15 protein-coding genes are annotated in these 13,363 nt (G+C 36.7%); 3 read left to right on the top strand and 12 right to left on the bottom strand.

The features are described from left to right. Positions 1 to 9: 9 nt before the first annotated feature. From ACZ2V4_RS02070 to ACZ2V4_RS02105, 8 genes are all read right to left on the bottom strand, one after another. Entirely contained in the window at positions 10 to 1,767 is a 1,758-nt protein-coding gene (locus ACZ2V4_RS02070) for an ATP-binding protein (protein WP_490514461.1), read from the bottom strand. Further along, positions 1,767 to 2,474 (bottom strand): response regulator transcription factor, encoded by a 708-nt coding sequence (locus ACZ2V4_RS02075; RefSeq protein WP_219491832.1) that lies wholly within the window; start codon positions 2,472 to 2,474, stop codon positions 1,767 to 1,769. Before ACZ2V4_RS02075 ends, ACZ2V4_RS02070 begins: the two co-directional genes overlap by 1 nt. Positions 2,475 to 2,492: 18 nt before the next feature. Next, the gene (gene ccsB, locus ACZ2V4_RS02080; protein WP_219491835.1) at positions 2,493 to 3,701 is read right to left on the bottom strand and encodes a c-type cytochrome biogenesis protein CcsB; all 1,209 of its coding nucleotides are present in this window, start codon (positions 3,699 to 3,701) and stop codon (positions 2,493 to 2,495) included. Next, a complete protein-coding gene (gene resB / locus ACZ2V4_RS02085; RefSeq protein ID WP_219491838.1) occupies positions 3,694 to 5,313 on the bottom strand; it encodes a cytochrome c biogenesis protein ResB in 1,620 nt (539 codons plus the stop codon). The genes ccsB and resB overlap by 8 nt, the downstream gene beginning before the upstream one ends. Positions 5,314 to 5,329: 16 nt before the next feature. After that, positions 5,330 to 5,863 carry a thiol-disulfide oxidoreductase ResA gene (resA, locus tag ACZ2V4_RS02090; protein WP_219491840.1) on the bottom strand — a complete coding sequence of 178 codons (534 nt, stop codon included), beginning with the start codon at positions 5,861 to 5,863 and terminating at the stop codon, positions 5,330 to 5,332. Between the two features lie 84 nt (positions 5,864 to 5,947). Continuing rightward, entirely contained in the window at positions 5,948 to 6,685 is a 738-nt protein-coding gene (locus tag ACZ2V4_RS02095) for a pseudouridine synthase (RefSeq protein ID WP_219491844.1), read from the bottom strand. Next, entirely contained in the window at positions 6,682 to 7,227 is a 546-nt protein-coding gene (gene scpB / locus ACZ2V4_RS02100) for an SMC-Scp complex subunit ScpB (protein ID WP_283721870.1), read from the bottom strand. Before scpB ends, ACZ2V4_RS02095 begins: the two co-directional genes overlap by 4 nt. Further along, positions 7,220 to 7,936, bottom strand: coding sequence for a segregation and condensation protein A (locus ACZ2V4_RS02105; protein ID WP_490514462.1), 717 nt, complete (start codon positions 7,934 to 7,936; stop codon positions 7,220 to 7,222). The genes scpB and ACZ2V4_RS02105 overlap by 8 nt, the downstream gene beginning before the upstream one ends. Positions 7,937 to 7,965: 29 nt before the next feature. Between ACZ2V4_RS02105 and ACZ2V4_RS02110 the strand changes: the two genes are divergently transcribed. Further along, positions 7,966 to 8,484: a DUF309 domain-containing protein gene (locus tag ACZ2V4_RS02110; protein WP_219491854.1), complete on the top strand. Its 519-nt coding sequence runs from the start codon at positions 7,966 to 7,968 to the stop codon at positions 8,482 to 8,484. Between the two features lie 120 nt (positions 8,485 to 8,604). Here the strand turns inward: ACZ2V4_RS02110 and xerD are convergent, their stop codons facing one another. The 3 genes from xerD to ACZ2V4_RS02125 form a co-directional block, all read right to left on the bottom strand. After that, complete coding sequence (gene xerD / locus ACZ2V4_RS02115) at positions 8,605 to 9,492, bottom strand: site-specific tyrosine recombinase XerD (protein WP_120785604.1); 888 nt, start codon at positions 9,490 to 9,492, stop codon at positions 8,605 to 8,607. Between the two features lie 75 nt (positions 9,493 to 9,567). After that, the gene (gene fur / locus ACZ2V4_RS02120) at positions 9,568 to 10,047 is read right to left on the bottom strand and encodes a ferric iron uptake transcriptional regulator (protein WP_420496029.1); all 480 of its coding nucleotides are present in this window, start codon (positions 10,045 to 10,047) and stop codon (positions 9,568 to 9,570) included. A 115-nt stretch (positions 10,048 to 10,162) separates the two neighbouring features. Next, positions 10,163 to 10,699 carry an NUDIX hydrolase gene (locus tag ACZ2V4_RS02125; protein ID WP_219491860.1) on the bottom strand — a complete coding sequence of 179 codons (537 nt, stop codon included), beginning with the start codon at positions 10,697 to 10,699 and terminating at the stop codon, positions 10,163 to 10,165. Positions 10,700 to 10,764: 65 nt separating this feature from the next. On the opposite strand from ACZ2V4_RS02125, the gene ACZ2V4_RS02130 reads away from it, so the two are divergent. Together ACZ2V4_RS02130 and ACZ2V4_RS02135 are read left to right on the top strand one after the other, a co-directional pair. Continuing rightward, positions 10,765 to 11,676: an aldo/keto reductase gene (locus ACZ2V4_RS02130; protein ID WP_420496030.1), complete on the top strand. Its 912-nt coding sequence runs from the start codon at positions 10,765 to 10,767 to the stop codon at positions 11,674 to 11,676. Then, on the top strand, positions 11,673 to 12,614 hold the full coding sequence (locus ACZ2V4_RS02135) for an alpha/beta hydrolase (protein WP_219491865.1): 942 nt from the start codon (positions 11,673 to 11,675) through the stop codon (positions 12,612 to 12,614). Before ACZ2V4_RS02130 ends, ACZ2V4_RS02135 begins: the two co-directional genes overlap by 4 nt. Here the strand turns inward: ACZ2V4_RS02135 and ACZ2V4_RS02140 are convergent, their stop codons facing one another. Further along, positions 12,615 to 13,361 (bottom strand): SDR family NAD(P)-dependent oxidoreductase, encoded by a 747-nt coding sequence (locus tag ACZ2V4_RS02140; protein WP_219491867.1) that lies wholly within the window; start codon positions 13,359 to 13,361, stop codon positions 12,615 to 12,617. Positions 13,362 to 13,363 lie beyond the last annotated feature (2 nt).

Below are 13,363 nucleotides of genomic sequence, written 5' to 3' on the forward strand. Positions count from 1 at the left end.
GTATATATCTTACTTGTTATTCTTTGTATCGTCAACTTTTGGGATTGAGATAACAAATGTTGTGCCTTTGCCGACCTTGCTATCCACATTTATACTGCCATGATGACCTTCTATAATTGATTTGACGATAAATAATCCTAATCCGGTACCATGTTTACCTCTCGTCCTAGCCTGATCCACCTTGTAGAAACGTTCAAATATATTATCGATATGTTTCGGCGCAATACCCACACCTGTATCAGAAATACTGATGATGAGGTTCTCATCGTCTTCATCAGTATGAATACTAATTACATCTCCTGCAACAGTATAGCGTAGTGCGTTATCAATGATATTGGTAATCACCTGAATCATCTTATCATAGTCTAACCAAGCTTTAGAATGATGCCCATAATGAGTTTGAATGTCTGTCTCATGTTTCTCGGCCACATGTTTGAAGTTCATTATCGTTCTTTCTATCAGCTCCTCTATGTCAGTAGCTTCTAAATTCAGAACTTGTTCACCGGCATCAATTCTAGCTACATTCAGCAGTTCATTCACAAGACGATTCAGACGCTTTGATTCGTCAAGAATAATATTTAGAAATTCATCCACATCAGACTTTTCGCTGACAATACCATCTAGAATGGCCTCCGTATATCCTTGAAGCATTTGAATCGGTGTTCTCAGTTCATGAGATACATTTGCAATAAACATCTGTTTCATTTGATCAATCTTCTTCTCTTCAGTCATATCCCTAATGATAGCTACAGCCCCATTACCTTGTTTTATTTCTGGATTGTCGACTGGAGAAACAATGAGCACATAGTGCTTATCTTTGGTTGTAATTTCATTATATACCGTATCTTCCGACTGCATCACTTTATTCACAGTATCACTCAAGGCTTCAATCTGCTGTTGGTTGATGTCATCCAGAAATTTCTCTGCCATTGGATTTTGAAGCTGCTTCTCTAGATGCATATTGAAACTCAGCACGCCATCCTCCATTGCATTGATTAATCTGTCCCTCAAATTTCTTTCAGAAGATATCCTGTTCATGTTCAAAGTAATATCTTCTTCCATCTTATTAAATGCAAGAGCAAGTTCTCCAATTTCGTCACGTGATTGAACCTTGATTTTCTCATTTCGCTCACCCCGTGCAAGTTTAAACGCCGCTTGCTTCAGATGAATTAATGGTTTAGTTATACGTGTAGACAAGAAAAATGCAAATATTGTCGTCAAAATTAGCAGCACGAGTGCAACTAAAAATATGATGATTGCGATGTAGTTGAAAGCATCGGATATCGTATTGGTATCTTGATAAATAAATATTGCGCTTCCATTATATTCAAATGCCTGAGAAGGGTATCCTACGAGCAGATATTCATGTTTGCTGCCCTGATAATTGACTTCGATTGACTGAACAACAGTTTCATCTTTTTTATACACAGCATCAAATGCTTTGTTCGTCTGAATTTCTTTTAACATCAATGCTTTTAACGGATCCTCAATGTTCTTATGTTGATCCTGTTTATTCGTAATCAATATCAGTCCAGCAGGGTTTTCGATCAGTTCTTTCACATAGTTCATTGCATCACTTTTGTCATGCCGACTCATAAGGACGAGTTCAACTTTTTCTGCCTGTTGCTTTAATGCATGTGCAGATTCACTCATCAAATAAGCATTAAAAAAGCTCATCAGTGCAACCGATAATATAATTAAAACTGTGGTTACTATAAACAATATAGTTAACCACAGTTTAATAACGACACTATTGATATATTTCATCAGTCTCTGACCTCAAATTTATATCCTACACCCCATACTGTATGAATCATATCTGCAGCATGTGGCGATACTTTGTTCAATTTTTCTCTTAATCGCTTCACATGTGTATCAACTGTTCGTAAATCACCATAAAACTCATAATGCCATACATCTTTAAGCAGTTGCTCACGATCAAATACTTTATCTGGACTCTTAGCCAGAAAAAGTAATAGTTCATATTCCTTTGGAGTTAAATTAACCTCCTTATTATCTGCAAGCACTCTATGTGCATCATTATCTATCACTAGTGAATCAAAAACGATCAGATCTTTCGCATGCGCTTCCTGTTGTATGAACATTGTTGATTGCGAACGTCTTAAAATTGCCTTTACGCGTAGTACAACCTCTCGTGGAGAGAACGGTTTGACGATATAATCGTCTGCCCCAATTTCAAAGCCTTCTACGCGATTATGTTCTTCTCCTTTTGCAGTCAGCATAATAACAGGCGTAGATTTCTCTTCACGTAATCGTTTGCATACTTGGATACCATCCATACCAGGCAACATGATATCTAGTAAAATACAATGAAAATCTTCACTCAGCGCAAGCTCGAGCGCGCGCTCTCCATCTTCCGCTTCTACAGTTTCATAGCCTTCTCTTTCTAGATACATCTTAGCAAGCTTTCTAATTCTATCTTCATCATCAACTATTAAAATCTTTTCTTTCATATTATGCTCACCCTTTCATTATGCATAGGAATGGAGACCTGCAATGATTAGATTCACCGCAATCACATTAAATAAGATGATACCGAGACCAATAACGGCAAGCCATGCTGATTTTTTACCTTCCCAGCCCTTTCCTAATCTTAAATGTAGGAAAATCGCATAGAACAAGAATGTAATTAACGCCCAGACTTCTTTAGGATCCCAGCCCCAGAATCTACTCCATGCAATCTGCGCCCAAATACTCGCAAATAATAATCCTCCAAGAGCAAATAACGGAAACCCGATGATGACAGAACGATAACAAATTTCGTCCATTAATCTCAACGAAACTTTATTAGTCAAAGGTTTGATGACCGAAAAAATAGTTCTGCGTGCGATGAGTCTGATTATCCCATAAAGGATAGAACCGATGATGATTGACCACACGACCGTATTTAATTTCTGTGCATTGATTACAGGTGGTAATTCGATTCCTGTGTCAAAGCGTTTAACTTCTTTATAGCTTTCTTTCGTCCCATCAACTTTAACAACTGGTGTACTATCCTTGAATGTAACTAATCCTGGTAAATGGTATTCAGCAACTGCATTCATGCCATTTTTATCTTGATAGAAATATTCTTCCTTATAATCAACAATACCTTTCATTACAATCGTTGTTAATATAAATGCTAAAACTAATACGATAAAATACATGACTACCTCAAGCCAGAATGCGTCTTTAGATTTCTCTTTCGCATCAACATATCTCAGAAGATAGATCAATCCCGCCACTGAGCTTACAGAAAGAATGCCATAGCTGATAGTTACAGTTATAACGTGTATCGCAAGCCAGTTACTCTGTAACGCTGGAATTAACGGTGATACTTCTCTTGAAAACATACTTGCATAGACGATAACAAGCATCGCAATCGGTAAAGAGAAGAGTGCAAGTATCGGTGTATGATAGATATAATTGATAACTAGAAATCCGCCTACCATCATAATCCCGAACATCGTTAAGAATTCATACATATTACTTACTGGTGCGTGGCCTGAAGCAATCCATCTTGTGATAAAATAAACAAGCTGCAATGCAAAACCAATCGTTGTTAATAAGACACCCATATTTTCGTAGCGTTTCGATTTTGCTTTAATACTTGCTGAAAAAGGTAAAATCGCTATTAAATATAGAATAAATGCTGCGTATAAAGAAGTACTACTAAAATTTAATAAAGTTTCATTATTCATTCTTATCCTCCACCTCATACTTATCATTTACTTCTTGTAAATGATGTTTATGTAACATCGTATCTATCTCGCGTTTAAATCCATAATAGTTTCTATTCGTATGAGCTGCGAGCGTCCCTTCATTCGTATTAATCCAGATTCTACGATGATTAATATAAGACCCTATTGCAAGTCCAAATAGGAAAATTGTAAATCCTACAAATAATATAGGAAGTGTCAGATCCTTCTTGACCGTTAAATACGTTATTGTTTTATTCGTCGCGCTGACAAATTTAACATCATACTGATTATCTTTCGATATATCTTGTGATGATCGGATTTTTAGCAGGCTGTATTCTGATTTTTTCCCATCATTCACTTCAAAGACAAATGCTGGATTGTTCGGTAAAGGAGATTTTGTTGCTAGTGCTCCATTCTCCGTAATTTTATCAAAATCAGGTGCATAGTTACGTAGGTGCACATTCAACGTATCACTGATTTTATAATCATCTTTCGGATTATCGAGCTTGACCTCAAAGTTTTTTCCGATTTGCTTACCTTGTTTATCTTGTACTTTAAAGAGCATCGTTTCTAACTGCGACTGATCAAAACTATTCTGATAGAGTGCAAACTGGTCAAACTTTACTGGATGGTTCACGCGAATACTATCATCTTTTAGTTTTACAAGTTCTGGTTTACTACCAATAACTGATGAATCAGATTTATTCTCAAATAGCGTAATTTTTGATTCATAGTTTTTAGCAATTTTATTCATTGTCGCATCAGCTGATTTACTGTTTGTATTCGACATTGATTCTTTATCATACTGTTCAAAGATAAATTGATTATTTTTTATGTAATACTGATTTTCAGTACCCGGAATGACTTTCGTCTCTCCTTCTCCAATACCTACGAATTCATCTACATAAAACATCGGTACAAAACGCAGCATTGCTCCAGCAAGCAGAATTATTAGTCCAGTATGATTGATATATGGCCCATATCTACTGATTCTTCCTTTTTCTGCAAGAATGAAACCTGCTTCCTCACGCACTTTATATTTATTGTCCTTCAATGTCTCAATGAGTGACATATCTAATCTATCATCGTGCAAAGTGAGTCTTTGACGTTTAAAAAATGACGGATGTTTTTTTACTGTCTGTCTCGTCAGCGATTTATGAAGCGGTATACCTCGATCGATACTTGCTGCGATAATTGAGAATGCAACAAGCGCAAGTAAAATTAAGAACCACCAGGAGGTATAAAGATTATCAAAGCCTAATCTATAATAAATCAGTCCAAGTGTTCCATATTTGTCCTGATAGAATGTTGATGGATCTTCTCCGACCGGAATAAAATACTGCTGTGGAAACATCGTCCCAATTGCAGAAGCAATTACCGTCAATACAAGTAGTATAACTCCCGTCTTTACAGAAGCGAAAAAGTTCCACACTTTATCTGCCAATGATTTATGTTTCGTCTTACTACGGATGGCCTGTCCATCATAGCGCATTATATCAGCGATTTTCTTCTTATCATAATTATCGTTGATTAAGCGACCACAATTTTGACAAAGCTGTGTACCTGGCGGATTAATATGTCCACATGTACATTGAATTGATTGGTCTTTCATTTAATACTGCACCCCTTTATGGTTGTACCATATCCATATATTTTTTTATGTCTGCACGTGACATCTGCCCTTTATGGTGTGCCTTTATAATACCATTTTTATCTATAACATATGTATTCGGTAAATCATTTGCATTATAGGCTTTCATCACATCTCCTGAACCGTCAAGCGCAACCATTAACTCTACTTCTTCAGGCAGTTCGCTGAAGAACTGCTTTATTTGCTGTGGTGAATCTTTCACATGTACTGTAAGCACTTCAACACCTTTAGAGTGATAGATTTTGTTCATGCGGTTTAAGTCAGGCATCTCTTCTTTACATGGGTTACACCATGTTCCCCAGAAGTTTAGAATAACACCTTTACCTTTATAATCACTTAATGCTACTTTTTCACCTTCTAAATTTTCAAGTTCAAATAACGGTGCTTTATCTCCGACTTTCACAACCTTCTCACCATCTTTAACAACACTCACATATAATATAAAACCAATAGCAATTAATATCAGCAGCATTATTATATACTGAATCCACTTTTTCTGTGACTTTTGCATATAAACCCATTCTCCTTTTTGCAATATAATTTTTATTATAACATGCAAAAACACATAGTCTGTGGCAACTATGTGAATTTTGGACTATGATTTATTTAATGCCATATTTCTTAAGGTCTTAACTTCATGGGGACTTAATTCTCTTGCATCTCCTGCATTTAACCCTTTTAGTGTTAGCGGTCCATACTCAATACGTGATAGTTTAACGACTTCATGACCAAAATGAGCAAACATTCTACGGACTTGACGATTTCTACCTTCATAAATAGTAATTTCAACTAATGTCGTGTTTTTCTCTTTATCTTGAGACTTAACTTTCACAAGTGCAGGAGCAGTTTTACCATCTTCAAGCATAATACCTTTTTCAAGTTGCTTTACTTGTTCACGTAACAAGAATCCCTTTAGTTTAGCAACGTATTTTTTCTTCATCTTATATTTAGGGTGCGTCATTTGGTTTGCAAAGTCTCCATCGTTCGTTAATAAGAGCAAGCCCGACGTATCATAATCCAGACGTCCAACCGGAAAGATCCTTAAATTGAGACCTGGAAAATAGTCTGTAACGACCTTTCTTCCTTTTTCATCAGAAACACTTGTAATGACACCTGTAGGTTTATGGAAAAGAATATAAATTTTCTCTGGGTTCTCTAGCGGGATACCTTCTACTTCGATAATATCACTTGGCTTTACTTTTGTGCCGAGCTCAGTCACAGTTTGTCCGTTTACTGTTACTTTGCCTTCAGTAATTAACACTTCAGCTTTCCTTCTTGATGTAACACCACTCTTTGCGATTACTTTTTGCAATCTTTCTAACTGTTCATTCATAATTCATCCTCCGTCTCTAAATTTTTAAAGAATTGTTCAATTTCATCTGATTCTGTATTACCCTCTTCATCCATCGGGAGCTCATCCAGGCTTTTTAAGCCGAATGCTCTTAAAAACTCCTGTGTTGTCACCAGTAATTTAGCTCGAGCCTCTTTTTGTTCATTTGCTTTAATAAGCCCTTTTTCAATGAGTGTCTTTATCGGTCCATCAGAATTTACACCACGTGCAATTTCTATATCTTGTCTCGTCAGAGGCTGATTATATGCGATAATCGCTAAAGTTTCCATTGAAGCTTGCGTCAGTTTCTTCTCTTTCGTATGTGTAACAAGGTGTTGTAGATACGGTGTTAAACTGTCATTAGCCATAAGAAAGTAACTGTCTCCTAACTTTCTTATCTCTAATACACTATGGTGAAATCTCCTGGTCATATCACTTATCTGTACTGGTGTTAGCTGTACAACTTCGCATAAAGTCGATTCATCAACGCCCTCATCTCCGGCTGCATATAATAACCCAGTTATAATTTCTAGTTTATCAACCATTATAACATCTGCCCCTTTCTATATAAATATCACCAAATGTATGCTCTTGACGTATTTTTACCGCCTCCATCTTCATTAGTTCTAATAAAGCCATAAAAAGGGTGACAATCTGCGTCTTAGTTTCCGAAAATGTTACAAAATCAGCAAACGTAATCTTTTGTTTGTGCTGCAACTTTTCAACAATATTCTTAGTTGCATCTTCAATTGAGTATGTATCCCTTGTCATTGATATTGTAGGTTTTACTACATGCTGTCTTTGCTTTGCCTTAAGATATGCCGTTATAAGATCCATCAAATCAAGTTCTAACGAGGTATCAATCTTCTCGAATCGAGAAAGGTCATTCCCACGTTTAACAAAATATCGCTCTTCTTCCTTCTTTTTTTCATTGAGTATTTCTGCTAACATTCTATAGTTCTGATACTCAATAAGCTGGTTCATCAGACCCTCTCTCGGGTCCTCAGTTTCTTCAACCGTTTCTGTACTTTCTGGCAGAAGCATACTACTTTTGATGCGCAACAACTCACTCGCCATTACAAGATAATCGCCATGCACATTGATATCTAAATCAGTGACTTCTTTGATATAATTGATATATTGTTCAGTCAGAATTTTCATCGATATATCATAGATATCGATTTCATACTGCTTTATAAGATGGAGCAGTAGATCGAGTGGTCCCTGAAAGGACGCGAGTTTTACTTCATACATTATTTCACCTATATTCTGGAGTGGTTAAATTGAAAACTATTATTGCTGAGTACGTCTATTATTTTGAATATCTGAGAGATTATTTCGAATGTCATGAACTGTTGGAAGACTTCTGGAAAAATAAACCTGAATTTACCAAGCAAGACTTTGAAGTTGGCCTAATACTACTTGCAACTGGTCAGTATCATATGCGCCGTGGCAATATTACAGGCGGACATCGCTCACTGTCGAAAGCAAAGCGAATCCTCAAACTTTATATCGATTCCCATTATGAACGATTTATTGATATTGCGAGATTAGCATCCGAGATTGATATGCTTATAAACTCACCAGTATACCAGCAGATCACTCTTCCAGTGCGTCCAGAAGTTCGTTCGTTATTGCGTGATAAAGCGCATCACATTTCATCAGACATCCACGAAAATATCATTCACAAACATTTGAAGCGTGATAGAACCGAAGTCCTTTTGGCTAGACACAGTGCATTATACAATAAAAAGCCAATAGACGAGTCCCCACACAACGGCCATCATGGTAATAAAGGTTAGCAGCATCATATTATTTCGAGGCTTTTCATCCTTATGTTCAGATGTTTTCAGTATCTGTCGTTGTTCCTGTGGTTTGAATGCCTTATTTTCACTTGCATTTTTTTTATTCATACATTTCTCCTATGCTCTCGGGTGTGTATTTTTATAAACTTCACGAATTTGTTTCGTATCGATATGTGTATATAGCTGCGTAGATGAAATATCAGCATGCCCAAGCATCTCCTGTACAGCACGTAAGTCTGCACCGTTCTCAAGCAGGTGTGTTGCGAACGAATGCCTTAACGTATGAGGTGTCAGCCTTTTTTGTATTCCTGACTCTGCCTGGACCTGTTTCATTATCTTCCAGAAGCCCTGTCTAGTCATACGCTTTCCATGGAAATTCAGAAACAAACTATCCGTCATCTCCTTTTTAAGCATTTTATGACGTGTGTTCGCAATATAAGCATCCATCAGCTTAATCATATGCGTTCCTATAGGGACAATGCGCTCCTTATTACCTTTACCTGTCACTTTAACAAAGCCCATAATAGTATTTACATCCGCGACATCCAGATTGATAAGTTCTGACACGCGCATACCTGTTGCGTATAGTAGTTCGAGCATTGCCTGGTCCCTTCTACCTGTTACTTTAGAAGTATCAGGTGAAGATAAGAAAATGTCAACTTCCTCAACCGTGAGTATATCCGGAAGTTTTCTTTCAAATTTTGGCGGTTCCAGGATGATTGTCGGATCTTTCACTGCATATTTTTCTCTAAGTGCAAACTGATGGAATCCTCGAACGGATGCAGTGATTCTAGCAAGCGTCTTTGACGATTTACCATCGTCCTTTAACTTGCCGAGAAATAATGAAATCGTAAATCTATCGATATTATCTATAGAACCAATATGTGATTCTTCTAAAAACTTCTTATAATGATTCAAATCTCTTCTGTACGCTGCGATCGTATTTTCACTCAGTCCTTTTTCAATCATAATAAAGTGTAAAAATTCATCTATGATTTCCTGCATATCCTCACCTCTTTGTAGATTAAGTTTACCATAATATTTTATATGAATATATAAAAAAAAGAGACTGCAGTCTCTTTATTCATTGATACGTTTATTAAGTTCATCTGCTCTGAAACCTTTTTCAGTGCACATTCTACATATTCCATGAAAGGTCAGACGGTGGTCCATAATCTGAAAGTGATAGTCACGTTCAACCTTTTTCTCAACATCCTCAAGTAAATCTTCTTCAATCTCTTCCACCGAACCGCAATTCATGCACACAAGGTGATGATGGAAGTGTTTTGCACCTTCTTTTCTCAGGTCAAAACGTGCGACCCCATCACCAAAATTTATTTTATCTACAACTTTCAGTTCAGCTAAAAGCTCTAGTGTCCGATAAACCGTTGCGAGTCCAATTTCAGGAGATTTTTCCTTTACCTTCAGAAAAACATCTTCCGCACTTAGATGATCTGCTTCATTCTCCAATAATACAGTAACTGTCGCTTCCCTTTGAGGGGTTAGTTTATAAGAAGCTTCATGTAACTGCTCCTTTATTCTATTAATTCTTTCCTGCATATCCTCACTCCTAAAGGTAACGATTAATATATATAAAATATCAGTAATTGAGAATTAATGCAAATAAATTTATTCTCAGATTAGAATAATTATTAAATGATAATTAATTTATACCTTATTTTCTTAATTTGAGCTGATAATTTAATATCGCAATAATCGTCTTCGCATCTTCTATCTTGCCTTCATCTATCCAGTGCAGAGCTTCATCTAATGTCAGCCAATGATGACTGACAAACTCATCCTCATCAGGAGATAGTTCGTTAGATGCAACTAAAGTATCAGTATAATAAAGCGAAATAAATTCATCACAAAAACCTGGAGATACATAGAATTCTTTTAAAAGTGATAATTGCAGAGGCGTATACCCAGTTTCCTCTTCAAGTTCACGCCTAGCAGTTTCTATTCTTTCTTCTCCTGGTTCAACCTTTCCTGCCGGGACTTCAATCAGACATTTCTCCATTGCCTTGCGAAATTGTTCTACAAATAGAATCTTATTGTCTTTAACAGCAAGAATCGCAACAGCTCCTGGATGTTTTACAACTTCTCTCACTGTTTCTTTGCCATTGGGTAATGTAACGATATGTTCTTCAACCTTAATCACTTTACCGTCAAATATTTGTGTTTTTTCAATCGTACGCTCTGTCAGATCCATATCAATTCACTCTCTTTCATTTATCATGTTAAACTATACTTATTATAACGAATGGAGGAATAATCTTGAAGACAAATCATACGAAAAGTGGTCTTATATTTTCACAGCTCGGCTTAGGAGCAATGAATCTTCCTCAAACACAAGCCGAGGCAGATAAAATTTTAAAGACGGCGTTAGAAAATAATATTACTTATATTGATACTGCCGACTTGTATCAAAAAGGACGTAACGAGGAAACTATTGGGGAATTTCTGAGTTCTAATAAGCTCAGACATGAAGTAACCCTTGCTTCTAAAGTTGGGAATGAGTTTAATATGATTAACGATGAAGTTAAATGGAATCCTTCTAAATCTCACATAAAACGTAGTATTACTGACAGCTTAGCCCGTTTAAAGACAGATTATCTGGATTTATATATGCTGCATGGCGGGACGATTGAAGATAATAAGGATGAAGTCATAGACACGTTTGAAAGCTTAAAGAAAGAAGGATTAATTCGTGCTTATGGCATAAGCTCTATCAGACCGAACGTTATTGATTATTACCTTGAACATAGCAATATTGACTCAATAATGATGCAGTTCAGTTTAATCGATAATAGACCAGAGCAGCTTATTGAAAGTATCGAGAAGCACGATGTTCGAATATTGGCAAGAGGTCCTTTAATGAAAGGTCTACTGACAGATCATGCATCCCGCATACTAGATACTAAATTTAAAGACGGCATTTTAGATTCGAGTTATGAAGCATTAAAACAGAGTATTGATCACGCTAAGCGTTCTGGAAATCTAACTGAACTTGCGTATCAATATTTACTGCAGTATCCTGTAGCATCGATTGTAAACGGTGCATCAAGCAAGGAACAGTTACTGGAAAATATTAAGCATTTCGAAAATGCGTTGAAGCAACAAGGATCAAACATCGAACAAGTAAGGAGATTTTTTAAAGATATTGATTATAAGGATCATATTAAATGAAATCAAGAACACTGATAAACACATTGTTAGGTCTATCTGTTGCGAGTGGTATTACTTCCAGCATCACTGGTATTATTGCTTCAAATTATCTTCTGAACTTTAAGCTAAGAGACGTTGAAGTAATCAGGAGAAGAGAGATCAAAGCAAAACGGCTGGATGAACAAGCCTTTAAAGCATTGAATCCAATCGATGTAACAATTCACTCACGCAACGGCTATAATCTTAGCGGAACAGTGGTTAAGCCTTATCAACATAATTACTGGATGATTTTTTGTCATGGTGTCACCGAGAATAAGATAACAAGCATAAAATATTTAAATCTATTCATATCATTAGGCTTTAATGGTATCATCTTTGATCATAGAAGACATGGCCAAAGTGAGGGTAATCACTCAACATATGGATACTATGAAAAAACCGATCTGGAAAGTGTGATCACCTTCTTGAAGGAGCAGTATGGCTATGATATTAAGTTTGGCATTCATGGTGAGTCTATGGGTGCAGCAACAACATTGCTCTATGCTGGAGAGCTCGCAAATGAAGCTGAGTTCTATATTTCTGATTGCGCTTTTAGTAACTTTAGTCAGCTGCTGACTCAGATCATCGAACAAAAGTCGAGATTAGGAAGCGGCTTCCTTCTCTATTCTATGAATCGAATATTAAGACTAAGAACACATTTCACCTTAAATCAGGTCTCACCTATCAATGTCATACACAATGTCGAACAACCTATCCTGTTCATCCATTCAAAACCAGATACATTTATCCCATATACACATTCCGTTGACCTTTATAACAAGAAGATTGGACCTAAGATGCGCTGGTATCCGGAACATGGTGGTCATGCTGCGAGCTATAACGTCAACCCTCTGACATATAAGAAAGTCGTACAAAACTTTCTTGAAACATACAACCTATTGCCTCCAGCTCAGCCATAATCATTTTACTTTTGTCATAAAAAATGGTTTGAACATCTTTTCGATGGAGCGTGGAGCGAGGTTATACACCTTTAAAGCAATATACATCCACTTTGGACGATTAATTTCTCTTCGTGGATTGTGTATTGCCTTTATTATTTCTTGTGTCAGTATATCACTACGTATCATAATCAGACGATTTAAGAGAGATACATTGCCGCTCGCCTTAAAGATAAATTCTGTATCTACTGGACCTGTGTTGACAACAGTAAATGAAGCTTCAGGCATCTCGAGCCGCAAAGCATTTATCGTTTGATTGAGTGCAGCTTTAGAAGCAGAATAGATTGCCCCTCCTGGGGTCGCTGCATGAGCCGCCAATGAACCTAGTATAATGAAATGCGGTTTGTGTTGTTCATTTAACATCGACTTGATAATATAGACGACACTTTGATAGTTGACGAACATCATCTCATTCATTATTTCGGGTGTCATCGACACGAGCGATCGATAATTTGCGAATCCTGCACAAAATATTACAACATCAAAGTCAATACGAGCTACCTCCTCAATAAAGGCCAAAGTTGACTCCTCTGACTTAAAGTCAGCATATAGCAATACACATCGATCAACGAACGATTCTCTTAGATGAAAGAGCTTACTTAATGTTCTTGCACATGCATACACCGTGTTTCCTTCTATTAGAAGCTGTTCAGCAAGTTTAATTCCAATGCCTCCCGAGGCACCCGTTATCAATATTCTTTTACTCATAA

Source organism: Macrococcus sp. CoH-51_TC_04 (genome assembly GCF_058188655.1).

Coding starts and splice junctions, on each gene's coding strand:
- ACZ2V4_RS02070 (WP_490514461.1), bottom strand. CDS start 1,767: ATGAAATATATCAATAGTGTCGTTATTAAACTGTGGTTAACTATATTG.
- ACZ2V4_RS02075 (WP_219491832.1), bottom strand. CDS start 2,474: ATGAAAGAAAAGATTTTAATAGTTGATGATGAAGATAGAATTAGAAAG.
- ccsB (WP_219491835.1), bottom strand. CDS start 3,701: ATGAATAATGAAACTTTATTAAATTTTAGTAGTACTTCTTTATACGCA.
- resB (WP_219491838.1), bottom strand. CDS start 5,313: ATGAAAGACCAATCAATTCAATGTACATGTGGACATATTAATCCGCCA.
- resA (WP_219491840.1), bottom strand. CDS start 5,863: ATGCAAAAGTCACAGAAAAAGTGGATTCAGTATATAATAATGCTGCTG.
- ACZ2V4_RS02095 (WP_219491844.1), bottom strand. CDS start 6,685: ATGAATGAACAGTTAGAAAGATTGCAAAAAGTAATCGCAAAGAGTGGT.
- scpB (WP_283721870.1), bottom strand. CDS start 7,227: ATGGTTGATAAACTAGAAATTATAACTGGGTTATTATATGCAGCCGGA.
- ACZ2V4_RS02105 (WP_490514462.1), bottom strand. CDS start 7,936: ATGTATGAAGTAAAACTCGCGTCCTTTCAGGGACCACTCGATCTACTG.
- xerD (WP_120785604.1), bottom strand. CDS start 9,492: ATGCAGGAAATCATAGATGAATTTTTACACTTTATTATGATTGAAAAA.
- fur (WP_420496029.1), bottom strand. CDS start 10,047: ATGCAGGAAAGAATTAATAGAATAAAGGAGCAGTTACATGAAGCTTCT.
- ACZ2V4_RS02125 (WP_219491860.1), bottom strand. CDS start 10,699: ATGGATCTGACAGAGCGTACGATTGAAAAAACACAAATATTTGACGGT.
- ACZ2V4_RS02135 (WP_219491865.1), top strand. CDS start 11,673: ATGAAATCAAGAACACTGATAAACACATTGTTAGGTCTATCTGTTGCG.
- ACZ2V4_RS02140 (WP_219491867.1), bottom strand. CDS start 13,361: ATGAGTAAAAGAATATTGATAACGGGTGCCTCGGGAGGCATTGGAATT.